Raw genomic sequence first — 15,744 nt, forward strand, 5'->3', positions numbered from 1 at the left:
TAAACCCGTAGGGCGCATGAGGCGGAACGCCTCGTCCGCCGCCGAGTTCATCGGCGGATAACTGCAAGCAGTTATTCGCCCTACGTTCTTCTCTGGATTCGAGGTCCCCATGACCGACAGCTACTGGCTGCGCAACATCCGTCCGCTGGGCAATGCAGCGGAAGACTTCCTCATCCGTGACGGCCGCATCGCCGAACGCCGTCCGGCCGGCAACACCGCGCCGCAGGCCGGCGACATCGACGGCGGCGGCCAGCTCCTGCTGCCGCCGCTGGTGGAAAGCCACTGCCACCTGGACAAGACCCTCTGGGGTCAACCCTGGCGCCCCAACAGCGCCGGGCCCACGCTCAAGGACTACATCGCCAACGAGCGCCGCGTACTGCGTGAGATCGAGGCGCCCATCGCCGTACGCGCTGGCGCGCTGCTGGAGCAGTGCATTGCCCGTGGCTCACTGACCTTCCGCTGCCACGTGGATATCGACCCCGAACTGGGCCTGCGCCACGTGGTAGCGATGCAGGCGCTGCGCGAGCGCTATGCGGACCTGATCGACATGGAGTTCGTGGTCTTCCCGCAGACCGGCCTCGTCAGTCGTCCCGGCACCGCCGAACTGATGCGCGAAGCGCTGGCGCTGGGTGTGGAAAATGTCGGCGGCCTCGACCCCTGCGGTATCGACGACGACCCCATTGCCCAGCTCGATATCGTCTTCGGCCTGGCCGTGGAATTTGGCCGTGGCGTGGATATCCACCTGCACGACAAGGGCGAACTGGGCCTCTGGCAGATCGCTCGCATCGCCGACTACACCGAGCGCCACGGCCTGCAGGGCAAGGTGATGATCAGCCACGCCTACTGCCTGGGCATGGCGCCCTGGGAGCAGGTCGAGCCGCTGGCCGAGCGACTCTCCGAACTGGGCATTTCCCTGATGAGCTCCGCGCCGGCCGACACCTCGGTACCGCCGTTCCTCGCCCTGCGCGAGGCCGGCGTGAACCTGTGCCTGGGCAGCGACGGCATCCGCGATGCCTGGTCGCCCATGGGCAACGGCGACATGCTCGAACGCGCCATGTTCCTCGCCTTCCGCTTCGACCTGTGCAAGGACGACGACCTCGCCGCCGCCTTCGCCGCTGCTACCGACAACGGCGCTCGTGCACTGGGGCGCGAGCCAGCGCGTCTTGAAGTTGGTGCGCCGGCGGACTTCCTCCTGCTGCCGGTGGAAACCCTCGGTGAAGCCGTGGTCGCGCGCCCGGCGCAGCGCCGGGTATTCAAGGCCGGCAAGCTGATCGCCGAGCACGGTCGCCTGGTGGAGTCGCGTCTGTGAGCACGCCACGCATCGGCCTGAAAGCCAGCTTCGTGGTCGGCTTCGACGGCGCGCAGCACGTGCTGTGGCGCCACGGCGAAGTGGTGTTCGAGAGCGGCAGGATCGTCTTCGTTGGCCGTGGCTTTCCCGGCGACGTCAGCCAGTGGATCGACTACGGTCACGCGCTGATCGGCCCCGGCTTCATCGACCTCGATGCCCTCGGCGACCTCGACTCCACCGTGCTCACCCTGGATAACGGCGCCGAGTGGAACATGGGCCGCGTCTGGTCCGAAGACTACCTGCGTGCCGGGCCGAGCGAGTGCTACAGCCCGGACGAGGAACTGTTCAAGTACCGCTACGCCTTCACCCAGCTGATCCGCAACGGCATCACCACCGCCATGCCGATCACCTCGATGTACTACCGGCGCTGGGCCGAGCACTACGACGAATTCGCCGGGGTCGCCGCGCTGTCCGGCGAGCTCGGCCTGCGCACCTACCTCGGCCCCTGCTACATGAGCGGCATGACCTATGCCCGCGCCGACGGCAGCCCTGCGCAGCACTGGGACGAAGCTGCCGGCCTCGCCGGACTGAAGGAAGCCGAGCGCTTCTTCCATGACTTCGACGGCGCCCACCACGGCCTGGTGCGCGGTGCGCTGCTGCCGGACCGCATCGAAACCTGTACGCCTGCGCTGCTGGAGCGCACCGCCGCTGTACAGCGCGAACTGAGCGCGCCGCTGCGCCTGCACTGCTGCCAGTCGCGCTACGAGGTGGAGCTGGTGCGTCGCCTGCGCGACACGTCCTCGCTGCAGTGGCTCGACGGCTACGGCCTGCTCAACCCGCGCAGCGTGCTGCCCCACGGTATTCTGCACAGCGGCGAGCATGAGTTGCAGCGCCTCGCGGATACCGGCGCGAGCCTGGTGCATTGCCCGGTGGTGTTCGCCCGCGAAGGCGACGCGCTGGATTCCTTCGGCGCTTACCGCGCACGCGGTATCAACCTCGCCATGGGCACCGACACCTTCCCGGCGGACATGCTCGACAACCTGCGCCAGGGCCTGAACATCGCGCGGGTGAAGGAGGGCGACGCCGAACACACGCGCATGCTCGATCTCTATAACGCCGCCACCCTCGGCGGCGCCCAGGCGCTGGGCCGCGACGACCTCGGCCGTCTCGCCGTCGGCGCCCGGGCAGACATCACGGTGTTCCGCCTTGGCGACTTCCATCAGGGCCCGTTCTTCGATCCGCTGAAGAACCTGTTCACCGCCGGCCGCGGCGATGACTGCATCGCCAGCTTCATCGACGGTCGCAGCGTGATGCAGGGCGGCCAGGTGATCGGTGTCGATTACGCCGACCTGCAACGCCGCGCCGACGCGCTGTTCCAGAAGCAGATGCAGCACCACGCCGGCCGCGCTTTCGGCAACCCGCCATGGCGCACGCTGTTCCGTTCCGCGATTCCCTTTGCCGACTCGTACAGCGCCGCCGCACCGCTACTCGACGCGCACGCACCAACGGCCCCGTGAAGGATCACCCCATGCTCAGCTTCGACTTCCAGCAGCTCTCCGCCCGCGAGAAATACAAGATCCTCATTGGCAGTGTGGTACCCCGGCCCATCGCCCTTGTCACCACCATCGACGCCGAGGGGCGCGTGAACGCGGCGCCCTTCAGCTTCTTCAACGCCCTCTCTGCCGATCCGCCGATCCTCGCCCTGGGCGTGGAGAACTACAGCGATCTGAGTCCCAAGGACACCACGCTGAACATCCGGCAGAACCAGGAATTCACCGTGAACATCGTCTCCGACGCGCTGGTGGAAGCCATGAACGTCTGCGCCGTGCCCTTCGAGCCGGGCTTCGACGAGTTGGTCGCCGCCGGACTCACCGCCATCCCCGGCACCCGTGTCGGCTGCCCGCGCATCGGCGAGGCGCCGGTGGCGCTGGAGTGTCGGCGGATGATGGCGCTGTCCATCGGCCAGTCACGGGAAATCATCCTCGGCGAAGTGCTGATGGCCCACGTGCGGGACGACCTGATCGACCCGGCGACGCTCTACATCGACCAGCTCGGCCTCGACGCCATTGGGCGCATGGGCGGACAGGGTTATGCACGCACGAGGGAGTACTTCGACCTGCCGACGCGGTCGTTGAAGCAGTGGAAGGAAGCACCGGGCGCGGGTGACCGCCTCTGGGCCCAGTCCGAAGAGATCGCTTGACCCTGTAGGAGCGGGCCATGCCCGCGAACCGTGAGCAGGGCTCACGGCGTCCATAGTGGGGCGCGGACTTTGTCCGCGGTCGCGGGCACGGTCCGTTCCTACAAGGTTCCCGCTCAGTGTCGAAACCGGGAGCAGCCCCACAACGGAAAACGCCCGGCATCCTTGCCGGGCGTTTTCGTTTCGCACTGCCGATTACTGCTGATGCAGCTTCCACGCATCCCCGTGGGGAGCGGTGCCCTTGTCGTACGGGCGGAACAGGGTCATGTAGGCCAGGCCTAGCAGGATCACGATGCCACCTACCAGGATGATCCCGTAGTTCAGGTACCAGGGCGCGTCCGGCGTGCGCGGCCAGGACATGTTGATGATCGCCAGCACACCGTAGGTCAGCGCCAGGATGTTCACGATCCAGCCCCAGTTGCCCAGGGTGAAGGCGCCGCTCGGTTTCCAGCCGCGCAGGCGGGCGAACAGGGCGCCGCCGACGATCATCTGGAACGACAGGTAGATGCCGATGGCGGCGAAGCTCACCACCATGGCGATGGCGTTCTGCAGGTAGAAGCCGGCGCAGACGATCACGGACGGGATCACCCCGCAGGCGATCAGCGCGGCCACCGGCACGTGGGTGTTGGGCGACAGGCGCTTGAGCAGGCCGCTGCCCATCACCATCTCGTCGCGGGCGTAGGAGTACAGCAGGCGGCTGGCGGCGGCCTGCAGGCTGAGCACGCAGGAGACGAACGAGACGATGATCACCGCCATCACCAGGCGCGCGCCGGTCACGCCGAAGGCGTTGTCGAGGATGGTGGTCATCGGGTCCTTGTCGGCGCCGGAGATCACCGCGGCCATGTCCGGTACCGCGAGGATCAGCGCCAGGGCAGCGAAGATGGCCGCGCCGCCGCCGATCCAGATGGTCATGCGCATGGCCTTGGGAATGCGGCGGCTGGGGTTTGGGGTTTCCTCGGCGACGTCACCGCAGGCCTCGAAGCCGTAGTAGAGGAACATGCCGGCCAGCGAGGCGGTGAGGAACGCTGGCCAGTAGCTGCCGTCGATGCGGATGTCGAAGGTGTTGAACAGCACCGAGAACGGCTGGTGGCGTTCGAAGATCAGCAGGTAGGTGCCGATTACCAGCGCGCCGAGCAGCTCGCAGATGAAGCCGAACATCGCCACGCGCGCCAGCAGCTTGGTGCCGGACAGGTTGAGCAGGGTGGCGATCACCGTCAGCGCGAGGGCGACGAAGGTGTTGGTCACCGGTGTCGACTCGAAGCCGAGCAATGTCGCGATGTACGGGCCGGCGCCCAGGGCCACGGCGGCGATGGTCACGCACAGCGACACCGAGTAGATCCAACCGACCATCCAGGCCCAGCGCTTGCCGACCAGGCGCCGGGCCCAGGGATAGACGCCGCCGGAAATGGGGAACTGCGAGACGACCTCGCAGAAGATCAGGCACACCAGCATCTGCCCGATGCCCACCAGCAGGTAGGACCAGAACATCGGCGGGCCGCCGGCGGCCAGGCACAGGCCGAACAGGGTGTACACGCCGACCACCGGCGAGAGGTAGGTGAAGCCCAGGGCGAAGTTCTGCCAGAGGGTCATGCTGCGTTCGAAATTGGAGGTGTAGCCCAGCGCGCGGAGTTGCTCCGCGTCGCGGTCCAGGGCGGCGCCTGGCTGGATCGAGCTGTTCATCGTGGGTGTCCTGTCTGAGGTTTTCGCGTCGGCAGCCAATCGGGTGCAACGGAAAGCGTTGTTGTTATTGTTCGGCGCGCGGCTTGAGCCACGCGCCGTCTTGCTCCAAACCTCTCGTTTTCCGGATCGCGTTACAGCTTGATCCAGGTCGCCTTCAGCTCGGTGTACTTGTCGAAGGCGTGCAGCGACTTGTCACGACCGTTGCCCGACTGCTTGAAGCCGCCGAAGGGCGCGGTCATGTCGCCGCCGTCGTACATGTTCACCCACACGCTGCCGGCGCGCAGGGCGCGGGCAGTGAGGTGGGCCTTGGAGATGTCGCGGGTCCAGACCGCCGCCGCCAGCCCGTAGGGGGTGTCGTTGGCGATGCGGATGGCTTCCTCGGCGTCTTCGAACTCGATGACCGAGAGCACCGGGCCGAAAATTTCCTCGCGGGCGATCTTCATCGCGTTGCTCACGCCGTCGAACAGGGTCGGCTCGACATAGGTGCCGCCGGTTTCCTCCAGCACGCGCTTGCCGCCGGCGAGGATCTTCGCGCCTTCGTCCTGGCCGGCCTGGATATAGCCCAGTACCTGCTCCAGCTGGCGGCCGTCGACCAGTGCGCCGACGTTGGTTTCCGGGTCCAGCGGGTGACCGGCCTTCCAGCCCTTGAGGGCCTCGACCACCAGCGGCAGGAACTTCGCCTTGATCGATTTCTGCACCAGCAGGCGCGAGCCAGCGGTGCACACTTCGCCCTGGTTGAAGGCGATGGCGGCGGCGGCGGACTCAGCGGCGGCCTGCAGGTCCGGTGCGTCCTCGAAGACGATGTTCGGGCTCTTGCCGCCGGCCTCCAGCCAGACGCGCTTCATGTTCGATTCGCCGGCGTAGACCATCAGTTGCTTGGCAATTTTTGTAGAGCCTGTGAACACCGCGGTGTCCACGTCCATGTGCAGCGCCAGGGCCTTGCCGACGGTGTGGCCGTAGCCCGGCAGCACGTTCAGCACGCCGGCGGGAATGCCCGCTTCGATGGCCAGCTGGGCGATGCGGATGGCGGTCAGCGGCGAGCGCTCGGAGGGCTTGAGGATCACCGAGTTGCCGGTGGCCAGTGCGGGGCCGAGTTTCCAGGCGGCCATCATCAGCGGGAAGTTCCACGGCACGATGGCGGCGACCACGCCCACCGGCTCGCGGGTGACCAGGCCGAGCTGATCGTGGGAGGTGGCGGCCACTTCGTCGTAGACCTTGTCGATGGCCTCGCCGCTCCAGCGCAGGGAGTCGGCGGCGCCCGGCAGGTCGACGTTCAGCGAATCGCCGATGGGCTTGCCCATGTCCAGGGTTTCCAGCAGCGCCAGCTCCTCGGCGTGCTCTTCCAGCAGGGCGGCGAAGCGGATCATCACAGCCTTGCGGGTGGCCGGCGCTTCACGCGACCAGACGCCGGAGTCGAAGGTGTTGCGGGCGCTCTGCACGGCGCGCTCGGCATCGGCGGCGTCGCAGCTGGCGACCTTGGCCAGCAGGCGGCCGTCCACCGGGCTGATGCAATCGAAGGTTTCGCCGGAGGCGGCGGCAAGGTACTCGCCCTGGATGAAGGCGCGGCCCTCGATCTTCAGGGTCTTGGCGCGGGCTTCCCATTCGGCGCGGGTTGGCTGGCTCATGCGTATCGCTCCTCGTTCTTCCTGTTGTTGGCGGAGACGGCCTGCGGACCGTCGCTGGCAAATACATTTGAAACCATATCTTATGTTTTGCCGGTTGCCAATACAGGTCGAAAAACGAGCACTTGAAAGGGGTTTTCGTGGCAAAAGACCTTGCTGAAAGTCCGGAAAGCGATTTAAAAATATGGAGACATAGTTTTGCGCGGAGCCGCAGCCGGGCTTACCGGTAGACTTCTCCCTCGACGCCAGAACAGAACGCCAGAACAGGAATATTCCGCGCCCATCGCGCTGCTGCCTATGAACGAATTCAGGAAAGTCCGCCCCGCCAGTTTCATGCGCCTGCGCCAGGAAGGGCGCACCGAGGAGGTTGCGCGCCGGCTGGTGGAAATGGTCGACCTCGGCCTCTACGCCGAAGGCGAGCAGCTGCCCAGCGAAAGCGAGCTGGCGATGCAGTTCGGCGTTGCCACCGTGACCCTGCGCGATGCGCTGGCGGAGCTGCGCGAACGCGGCGTGATCGAGACCCGGCGCGGGCGCAACGGTGGCAGTTTCGTCTGCTCGCCGCAGCACACCTCCGAGGACGCCCTGCTGGGGCAACTGCGCCAGATGAGTGCACTGGAACTGCGCGATCTGGGCGACGAACACGTCGCCATCGCCGGCGCTGCCGCGCGCCTCGCCGCGCAGCGCTCCACGTCCGATGAGCAGGCGCGCATCGCCCAGTACCTCGATGCGCTGGCGAGCGCCACCACCCGGCAGGAACAGCGCCGCGCCGATGCGCGCTTCCATATCGAGATCGCCGTCGCCGCCCAGTCCGTGCGCCTGACCCACGCGGAGTCCCGCCTGCAGGCGGAGATCGGCGAATGGCTGTGGCTGCCGGTAGAAGGCTTCCCGGGCGCCGCAGCCATCGAGCAGGAGCACCGCGCGATCCTTGAAGCGATCAGTGCCGGTGATTCGAACCTGGCCGGTGCGCTGGCCGAGGCCCACGTCACCCGTGGCATCAAGCGCCTGATCAACCTGCGCCTGAGCCTGCTGGCCGAAGACGGCTGACTGGCACAGCGCTTGCTGCTTTCCCGACGCGTCCGGAAGGGCGCAGGCAACGACTCACCGCAGACCTCTCTGGCCTGCGCGATAACAAGAACAGCGAGGCCCCGGTCATGTCCAGCGAACAACCCTCGGATGAACTCCAGCGCTGCGCCCAGCGCATCGACGCTTCCATCCGTAACGTTTTCCAGCGTCTCGACGAGCTGGCCGGCGAGGTCGTGGCGATCTGGCGCACGTTGGCGGAAGAGGGCAAGCGCCCGTCCTCGAAGGACCTCAGTGCGCTGCGCCCGCGCATCCAGCATGACCTCACCGATGACGGCACGCGCCTGCACGGCACCGGCGTGGTGATCGAGCCAGGCGAGCTGGCCGACCAGGAGATGTACCTGGAGTGGTGGTATCACGGCCGCGGCGACAAGGTCGTGCCCATGAGCCTGAACTTCAACCGGCGCAGCGAGAGCTTCTACAACTACCTCAACATGCCGTGGTTCTCCCGCCCGCGCGCCAGCGGCCAGCCCTCGGTGGTCGGGCCCTTCGTCGACCTTTACGGCACCGACCTGTACATCCTCGCCTTCTCCGTGCCGATCCAGGTGGACGGCCGCTTCATCGGCGTCGCCGCCGCTGATATCGCCCTGCACGAGTTCGAGGGCGTGCTGCTGGGCAGCCTGATGCAGATGGGCCACGAAGCCCTGGTGGTGAATGGCGAAGGGCGCGTTGTCGCAGCCAATACCGCCAACTGGTTCACCGGCGACCTCGCCCGGCGTACGCTGGGACGTGATGCGCAGGGGCGCGAGCAGGAGCTGGCGGCGTCCTTCTCGCACTGGGCAGTCATCGAGCGGCCGTTGAACCGCCGTCTCGCCGGCGCCGCCTGAGGCTGCCAAACGCTGCGTAAACGGCTAGGCTAGGGCGGTTTCCTCATCGACGGATACCGCCATGAGCCAGTCGCTCGACACCCTCTCCGACTTCGAACCCCTGAGTGCAACGGATGCCCGCGTTCTCGGGTGCCTGATCGAAAAGCAGCTCACCACCCCCGAAGCCTACCCGCTGACCCTCAACGCGCTGGTCACCGCGTGCAACCAGAAGACCAGCCGCGACCCGGTGATGAACCTCACTCCTGGCCAGGTCGGCCAGTCCCTGCGGCACCTGGAAGGACGCGAAATGACCCGCCTGGTCATGGGCAGCCGCGCCGACCGCTGGGAGCAGCGGCTGGACAAGGCGCTGGAACTGGTCAAGCCACAGGTCATCCTGCTCGGCCTGCTGTTCCTGCGCGGCCCGCAGACGCTCAACGAACTGCTCACCCGCAGCCAGCGGATGCACGACTTCGACGATACCGAGGAAGTCCGCCACCAGCTCGAACGCCTCGCTGGCCGTGGCATGGCCCTTCAGCTGGAGCGCCTGAGCGGCCAGCGTGAAGACCGCTACATGCACCTGCTGGGCACCGAGGAAGACCGCGAGGCCGCCATCGCCGCCAGCGGCAGCCGCGCCTCCAGCGAGCGCAGCGACGGCGGTGGTCATGACGAGGGCCGGCTGGTCGAGCTGGAAGGCCGTATTGCGGCCCTCGAAGAGCGTCTCGCGCTACTGGAAATGGGCATCTCCCGAGACTGAGGCGGAAGATTCCTACGACAGGCCGACCAAGGTCGGCCTGCTCGCTTGCTAATACAGCGTTAACATTTGTCCCCGATAGTCATGCTTGCCCCCGCTCTACCCCGGAGTACCCCATGAGTCGCAAACCCTCCCAGGCCCAGTTGAGCGCCGTGCTCAGCCAGCTCACGGAAACCGACTTCAAATCCATCGGCGATCTTGCCGGCCCCCGCGAAGCCAATCTCTTCGCCATCCGCGAATTGTTCCGCCAGGGGCTGATCAAGGGCGTGCTGATCGACGATCCCTTTGGCGCTGCAGACGAGGACGGCCCGCTGCTGTGCAACGCCGAACGCCTGCGCCTGCGCAAACCTTGTGTGGAAAGGGTGGTGAATGAGCAGGCCGAACCGCTGATGCCTCGGCTGGGATTCCTGACGCTCTAGGCAAATCGCGGGCAAGAAAAAAGGCGCTGGGCTTGAGGCTCAGCGCCTTTTTCTTTGGATTTGGTGGAGCCGGGGGGATTTGAACCCCCGTCCGCCAGTTCTCCGCTGTCGGTTCTACATGCTTAGCCATCTCTATTAGGTTAACTCCTTGCGGCCCGAGTGGCAGGGCGCTTGGAGCGAGCTGTATGAGTTTTAGCCGTTACGTCTACAGCGAACTTGGCGGCGATCCTGTTCTATATGACAGACCTAATCTTCGGGTTTACAGGCATCCCCTAGGGTCTGCTAGCGGCACTTAGGCTGCTAGGGCGTAGTTGTCGTCGTTGGCAACTATAAAGTTGTGGCAGCTGATTTACGAGAACTGTCACCTACTCGGCATGCCCCTCGAGTTTTGTTACCGGCGTCGAATCCTAATCGGCCCCAAAACCTTGAAAGGTCGTTGGCGATTGTACGGGAAAGCCGCCCCGATAGCCACCCGGGGCGGCGCAAGGTGTTGTCAGCTCAGGAATTTCAGCACGGCTTCGGCCACGGCCTCGGAGGACGCGGGGTTCTGCCCGGTGATCAGGCCGCGGTCCACCTCGACGTGGCTCTGCCAGTCCGGGCCCTTGCTGTAGCGGGCGCCGTTGGCCTTGAGCATGTCCTGGACGAGGAAGGGCACCACGTCGGTGAGGCCGACAGCGTCCTCTTCGCTGTTGGAGAAGCCGGTGACGTGCCGGCCCTGTACCAGCGGCCGGCCGTCGAGCCCGCGCGGGTGACGGAACACGGCCGGGGCGTGGCAGACCGCGGAGACGGTCTTGCCGCTGGAGTGGAAGGCTTCGATCAGCGCCACCGAGGTGCGGTCCTCGGCCAGGTCCCAGAGCGGGCCGTGGCCGCCAGGGTAGAACACGGCGTCGTAGTCGTCGGCCTTCACTTCGCTGAGCTTCACGGTGCTGGCCAGCGCGGCCTGGGCGTCGCTGTCCTGGCGGAAGCGCAGGGTGGCCGGGGTCTGTGCGCCTTCCTCGTCGCTCTTGGGGTCGAGCGGCGGCTGGCCGCCCTTGGGCGAGGCCAGGGTCAGGCTGGCGCCGGCATCCTTGAACACGTAGTAGGGCGCGGCGAACTCCTCGAGCCAGAAGCCGGTTTTCTTGCCGGTGCTGCCGAGCTGGTCGTGGGAGGTCAGGACTACCAGGATTTTCATGCTCACTCCTTCGGCGTATCGCTAGTCGTGCGGCTGCCGCCGAAACGGCAGCCCGGACTGTCAGTGTAGGCAATGAGCCGTCTGCGTCAGCGCGACAGGGTGATACCCAGATAGGCGGCGTACAGCACGCCGTTGAGCATCAGTACCCAGATCGGCAGGCCGCCGCCGCGCTGGGCGTTGATTCGCAGCCAGAGCGCAGCGCCGAGGGTCACCAGTACTCCGGTGAGCACTTCGATACGCGGCTGCCAGGGTGTGAGCAGGATGCCGATGGCGGGCAACAGGGTGCCCTGGAAGACCATGGCGCCGCTGATGTTGCCGAAGGCCAGGGTGTCCTTGCCGCGGCGTACCCAGAGGATGCTGTTGATCTTCTCCGGCAGCTCGGTGGCGATGGGGATGATCAGCAGCGACAGCAGCAGCGCGGAAATGCCCAGGATGTGCGACAGGCCTTCCACACCATGGATGAAGCCCTTGGCGCCCAGCACCAGCAGCGCCAGGCCCAGCAGCAGTTGCAGCAGGATGGTGGCGAGGTTGGTCGGCAGGCCGATGCGCGACAGGTACATGCGGTGGTCGGCCTCGGTGCCGTGGCCGTCTTCCACCAGGCTTTGCGAGGCGCGGATGGTCAGCGTGATGTAGCCGATGTAGGTGAGCACCAGCAGTACGCTGAGGGCGACGCGCACGGAGTGCAGTTCAGCCGGGACGAACATGGCGATGGTGGCGAAGCTGAAGGCGACCAGGAAGAAGTTCAGGTCGCGCTGCATGCCCGTGCGCTCGGGGCGAATGCGTCCGAACAGGCCGCGAGCGCGCCAGGCGGCGAGCGCCATCAGGCAGGTGGACAAGGTGGAGAGCATCAGCGGTGCGCCGAGGATCGCGCCGACGCCGACTTCCTCATTGAGGTTGACGTTGCTGGTACCGGCAAACAGCGCCAGTAGCGGGATCAGGGTTTCCGGCAGGGCGGTGCCGATGGCGGCGAACAGCGAACCGGTGACACCTTCGGAGATGCCCAGGCGCTCGCCGAAATGTTCCAGCGCGTTGGTGAAGAGTTCGGCGGCGATCAGGATCACCAGCAGCATGCCGAGCAGTTCGAGGATGAATGTCAGCATGCGCGCAGCTCCAGAGGGATGGAGCGAAGGGTGAGGTGGTGCATCACGGTGAAGCTCCCGGCCGGTGTAAGTACCCATGACCACGCATCTCCCCGGCCGTTGCGGAGATCACGTGGTCAAAGGTCTTGCCAGGCAAAGCTGCTGACGACGCCATGGCCTGTGGGCCAAGTGTGTTGACGTCGCCCCCGTTCGAACGGTCGGCTACTCCCCAATGACGCCGCGCATTCTAGCGGATCGGTAGGGCAGCTCAACCGTCATCTCACCAGGTATCGATCAGTGGACGCTTTTTCCCCTGCCGCGGTATGGGCTTCGGCGTCGATGCCAGGCCGCGCAGCAACCAGCGACGGGTATCGGCCGGGTCGATGACGTCGTCGATCTCCAGGTAGCTCGCCATGTTCAGCCCCTTGCCGTTGCGGTAGGCGGCGGCGACCAGCTTGTCGAACAGCTTCTGCCGCTCCTGCGGGTCTTCAATCGCGGCCAGCTCCTTGGCGTAGCCGAGGCGGATCGCTCCCTCCAGCCCCATGGCGCCGAACTCGCCGCTGGGCCATGCGACCGTGAACAGCGCAGCGTGGAAGCTGCCGGCGGCCATGGCCTGCGCGCCGAGGCCATAGCCCTTGCGCAGGACCACGGTGAAGAACGGCACGCTGAGGCTGGCGGCGGTGACGAACATGCGCGAGACGTGGCGCACGGTGCCGGTCTTCTCCGCTTCCGGACCGACCATGAAGCCGGGGGTGTCGCACAGCGAGATGATCGGCAGGTCGAAGGCGTCGCACAGCTGCATGAAGCGCGCGGCCTTGTCGCCGGCCTCGGCGTCGATGGCGCCGCCCAGGTGCATGGGGTTGTTGGCGATCAGGCCGAACGGCTTGCCTTCGATGCGCACCAGCGCGGTGACCATCCCGGCTGCGAAGTGCCGGCGCAGTTCCAGCACCGAGCCGCTGTCGGCCAGTTGCTCGATGACCTGGCGGATGTCGTAGACCCGCAGGCGATTCTCGGGCACAGCATGGCGCAACAGGCGCTGGTCGGCGCATTGCCAGTCGGTGCTGTCGCCCTGGAAGTAGGCGAGGTACTGGCGGGCGATGCGGGTGGCTTCGGCCTCGTCTTCCACCAGTACGTCGATCACGCCATTGGCGCTCTGCACGTCGCTGGGGCCGACTTCTTCGGGGGCGAATCTGCCCAGGCCGCCGCCCTCGATCATTGCCGGGCCGGCCATCCCCAGGCTGGTGTCGCGGGTGGCGATGATCACGTCGCAGCAACCCAGCAGCGCGGCGTTGCCGGCAAAGCAGCGGCCGGAGACCACGCCCACCAGCGGCACCAGCCCGGAGAGCCGCGCCAGGCCGACGAAGCTCATGTTGTCCAGCCCGGCCACGCCGACGAAATCGGTGTCGCCCGGACGCCCGCCGCCGCCTTCCGCGTAGAGCACCAGCGGGATGCGCCATTGCTCGGCGAGGTGCAGCATGCGGTCGGTCTTCTTGTGGTTCATCACGCCCTGGGTGCCGGCGAACACCGTGTAGTCGTAGGCCAGCACCAGGCAGCGTGCCTTCTCGTCGCCGAACTGCGCAGCGTTGATGCTGCCCAGCCCGCTGACCAGGCCGTCGGCAGGGCTGCTGGCGATCAGTTCCTCGACGCTGCGGCGACGGCGCTGGGCCGCGATGGCCAGTGCGCCGTACTCGATGAAGCTACCGTCATCGAGCAGATCGGCGAGGTTCTCGCGGGTGGTGCGCTTGCCGATCCTGTGGCGCTTGGCGACGGCGTCCGGGCGGCGCTCGTCGAGGCCGATGGCGTGGCGTTCGAGCACTTCGGCGAGGTCGGCGCGGATGGCGTCGAGATCGATGGCGGCGCTGCTTTCATGGTGCTGCGCTTCGATGTCCGCCGGCTCGACGAACAGCAATGCGTCGCCCTCGCCGAGGCTGTCGCCGGGGGTGGCGGCGAGACTGTGGACGATGCCACTGGCGCTGGCTTTTACCTCGAATTCCATCTTCATCGCCTCGACCACGGCGATGGTCTGGCCCTGGGCAACGGCATCGCCCGTGGCCACGTTCAGGCTGACCAGCACACCCGCGCTCGGCGTGGCGAGCGGGAGGCAGCCGGCCGGTGCTTCGTTGCTGCGTTGGGCTTGTGCAGTGGCACCGGCATGGCTGAAGAAGCGATGCGGGTGCGCGTGATCCTGTGCGCCCAGCAGCGTGGGCAGGTGTTCTTCGATGTAGCGGGTGGTGACCTGGTTGTCCGCCACCGCGCTCTGGCGCAGCAGATTGAGCAACAGCGGAATGTTGCTCGCCACGCCTTCGAGACGGAATTCGCAGAGCGCGCGATAGGCGCGCTGCACCAGCTGTGGATAACTGCCGATGCCGTGGACGATCAGCTTGGCCAGCAGCGAGTCGTAGCCGGCACTGTTGCGGTAACCGGCGTAGCCGTAGCCATCCACGCGCAGGCCCGGGCCGCTGGGCGGCTCGTAGGCGCTGAGGGTGCCGCAGGCGAGGTGGGGCGTGCCGTCGCTGGAAAGTGTTTCCAGGTTGATCCGCAGTTGCAGGGCGTGGCCGCGTGGCGCGGGAATTTCCGCCTGGGTCAGGTTCAGCTCGGCGAGGCTGGCGCCGGCGGCAATGCGCAGTTGCGCCTGGACGAGGTCGACGCCGGTCACTGCTTCGGTGATGGTGTGTTCCACCTGCAGGCGCGGGTTGGCTTCCATGAACACGAAATCGCCGCTGTCCTCGTCGAGCAGGAACTCGAAGGTGCCCAGGCCGCGATAGTTCACGGCTTCGGCCAGCCGCACGGCGGCGGCGAGAATGGCACCACGCAGCCGAGGATGCAGGTTGGGGCTCGGGGCGATCTCCAGCAGCTTCTGGTTGCGCCGCTGCAGGGTGCAGTCGCGCTCCCCCAGGTGGCTGACGACGCGGCCGTCGCCGATCACCTGCACTTCGATGTGGCGGGCGCGCTGGATCAGGCGTTCGACGTAGAGCCGGTCATCGCCGAAGGCCGCGCGGGCCTCTGCCTGGCAGCGGGCGTAGGCGTCGGCGATCTCCTCGACGCTGCGCACCGCGCGCATGCCGCGCCCACCGCCGCCAGCGAGGGCCTTGATCATCATGCCGGCGCCGGCGGGCAGTTCGCGGAAGAAGCGTTCGGCATCTTCCAGTGAGGTTGCGCGGTTGCTGCCGGCGGCCAGCGCCACGCCGTGATCGCGCGCGAGGTCGCGGGCGCGGGCCTTGTCACCGAAGACGTCGAGCACCTCCGCCGAGGGGCCGACGAAGGTGAGCCCGGCGCTTTCGCAGCGGCGGGCGAAGCCGGCGTTCTCGGAAAGGAAGCCATAGCCCGGATGCACCGCGTCGCAGCCCTGGGTCAGGGCGATGTCGATGATCTGCTGCTGGTCGAGGTAGGCGCTGGCGCCACGCCCTTTCAGGGCCGTGGCCTGGTCGGCCTGGCGAGTGTGCAGCGAGGCGGCGTCGTCCTCGGCGAAGATCGCCAGCGTCTGGATACCCAGCTCGGCGGCGGCGCGGGCAATGCGGATGGCGATCTCGCCACGGTTGGCGATGAGCAGGCGGTTGACGGGCATGGCGATTCCGGTTGTGGTTCTTGTGGTCGGCAATCGCACCATCTTAGGCGGGTGAGGAGGGTGGGGAATCAAGTACGGCGTCGCGA

At 66.7% G+C, this 15,744-nt stretch carries 12 protein-coding genes, 1 other RNA gene and 1 riboswitch; of the genes, 7 read left to right on the forward strand and 6 right to left on the reverse strand.

Annotation, left to right across the window (positions count from 1 at the left end; all coding sequences use genetic code 11):
- The first annotated feature begins 109 nt into the window (after positions 1 to 109).
- The 3 genes from IB255_RS28925 to IB255_RS28935 are packed head-to-tail and all read left to right on the forward strand — an operon-like array spanning position 110 to position 3,488.
- Complete coding sequence (locus IB255_RS28925) at positions 110 to 1,309, forward strand: amidohydrolase family protein (protein ID WP_081520080.1); 1,200 nt, start codon at positions 110 to 112, stop codon at positions 1,307 to 1,309.
- Complete coding sequence (locus tag IB255_RS28930) at positions 1,306 to 2,805, forward strand: amidohydrolase family protein (protein WP_081520081.1); 1,500 nt, start codon at positions 1,306 to 1,308, stop codon at positions 2,803 to 2,805. The genes IB255_RS28925 and IB255_RS28930 overlap by 4 nt, the downstream gene beginning before the upstream one ends.
- Positions 2,806 to 2,816: 11 nt before the next feature.
- Complete coding sequence (locus IB255_RS28935; RefSeq protein WP_081520082.1) at positions 2,817 to 3,488, forward strand: flavin reductase family protein; 672 nt, start codon at positions 2,817 to 2,819, stop codon at positions 3,486 to 3,488.
- A gap of 192 nt (positions 3,489 to 3,680) precedes the next feature.
- Here the strand turns inward: IB255_RS28935 and IB255_RS28940 are convergent, their stop codons facing one another.
- Positions 3,681 to 5,165, reverse strand: a complete 1,485-nt coding sequence (locus IB255_RS28940) for an APC family permease (protein WP_081520083.1) — start codon at positions 5,163 to 5,165, stop codon at positions 3,681 to 3,683.
- Positions 5,166 to 5,296: 131 nt separating this feature from the next.
- Positions 5,297 to 6,790 carry an aldehyde dehydrogenase gene (locus IB255_RS28945; RefSeq protein WP_081520084.1) on the reverse strand — a complete coding sequence of 498 codons (1,494 nt, stop codon included), beginning with the start codon at positions 6,788 to 6,790 and terminating at the stop codon, positions 5,297 to 5,299.
- A 294-nt stretch (positions 6,791 to 7,084) separates the two neighbouring features.
- On the opposite strand from IB255_RS28945, the gene IB255_RS28950 reads away from it, so the two are divergent.
- From IB255_RS28950 to IB255_RS28965, 4 genes are all read left to right on the forward strand, one after another.
- On the forward strand, positions 7,085 to 7,831 hold the full coding sequence (locus IB255_RS28950) for a FadR/GntR family transcriptional regulator (protein WP_225595094.1): 747 nt from the start codon (positions 7,085 to 7,087) through the stop codon (positions 7,829 to 7,831).
- A 107-nt stretch (positions 7,832 to 7,938) separates the two neighbouring features.
- The gene (locus IB255_RS28955; protein ID WP_081520086.1) at positions 7,939 to 8,694 is read left to right on the forward strand and encodes a cache domain-containing protein; all 756 of its coding nucleotides are present in this window, start codon (positions 7,939 to 7,941) and stop codon (positions 8,692 to 8,694) included.
- A 61-nt stretch (positions 8,695 to 8,755) separates the two neighbouring features.
- Positions 8,756 to 9,427 (forward strand): YceH family protein, encoded by a 672-nt coding sequence (locus IB255_RS28960; protein WP_081520087.1) that lies wholly within the window; start codon positions 8,756 to 8,758, stop codon positions 9,425 to 9,427.
- A 113-nt stretch (positions 9,428 to 9,540) separates the two neighbouring features.
- The gene (locus IB255_RS28965) at positions 9,541 to 9,843 is read left to right on the forward strand and encodes a hypothetical protein (RefSeq protein WP_081520088.1); all 303 of its coding nucleotides are present in this window, start codon (positions 9,541 to 9,543) and stop codon (positions 9,841 to 9,843) included.
- A 61-nt stretch (positions 9,844 to 9,904) separates the two neighbouring features.
- On the opposite strand, the gene ssrA is transcribed toward IB255_RS28965, so the two are convergent.
- From ssrA to IB255_RS28985, 4 genes are all read right to left on the reverse strand, one after another.
- Positions 9,905 to 10,262, reverse strand: a transfer-messenger RNA (tmRNA) gene (gene ssrA, locus IB255_RS28970).
- Positions 10,263 to 10,336: 74 nt separating this feature from the next.
- Positions 10,337 to 11,014: a type 1 glutamine amidotransferase domain-containing protein gene (locus IB255_RS28975; RefSeq protein WP_081520675.1), complete on the reverse strand. Its 678-nt coding sequence runs from the start codon at positions 11,012 to 11,014 to the stop codon at positions 10,337 to 10,339.
- An 86-nt stretch (positions 11,015 to 11,100) separates the two neighbouring features.
- The gene (locus IB255_RS28980) at positions 11,101 to 12,114 is read right to left on the reverse strand and encodes a sodium:calcium antiporter (RefSeq protein ID WP_081520676.1); all 1,014 of its coding nucleotides are present in this window, start codon (positions 12,112 to 12,114) and stop codon (positions 11,101 to 11,103) included.
- Positions 12,115 to 12,166: 52 nt separating this feature from the next.
- Positions 12,167 to 12,336: riboswitch (yybP-ykoY riboswitch) on the reverse strand.
- 37 nt (positions 12,337 to 12,373) lie between these two features.
- Positions 12,374 to 15,658, reverse strand: coding sequence for an acetyl-CoA carboxylase family protein (locus IB255_RS28985; protein ID WP_081520677.1), 3,285 nt, complete (start codon positions 15,656 to 15,658; stop codon positions 12,374 to 12,376).
- Positions 15,659 to 15,744 lie beyond the last annotated feature (86 nt).

Origin of the sequence: Pseudomonas sp. PDM22, assembly GCF_014851965.1 — a bacterium.
Lineage (GTDB): Bacteria > Pseudomonadota > Gammaproteobacteria > Pseudomonadales > Pseudomonadaceae > Pseudomonas.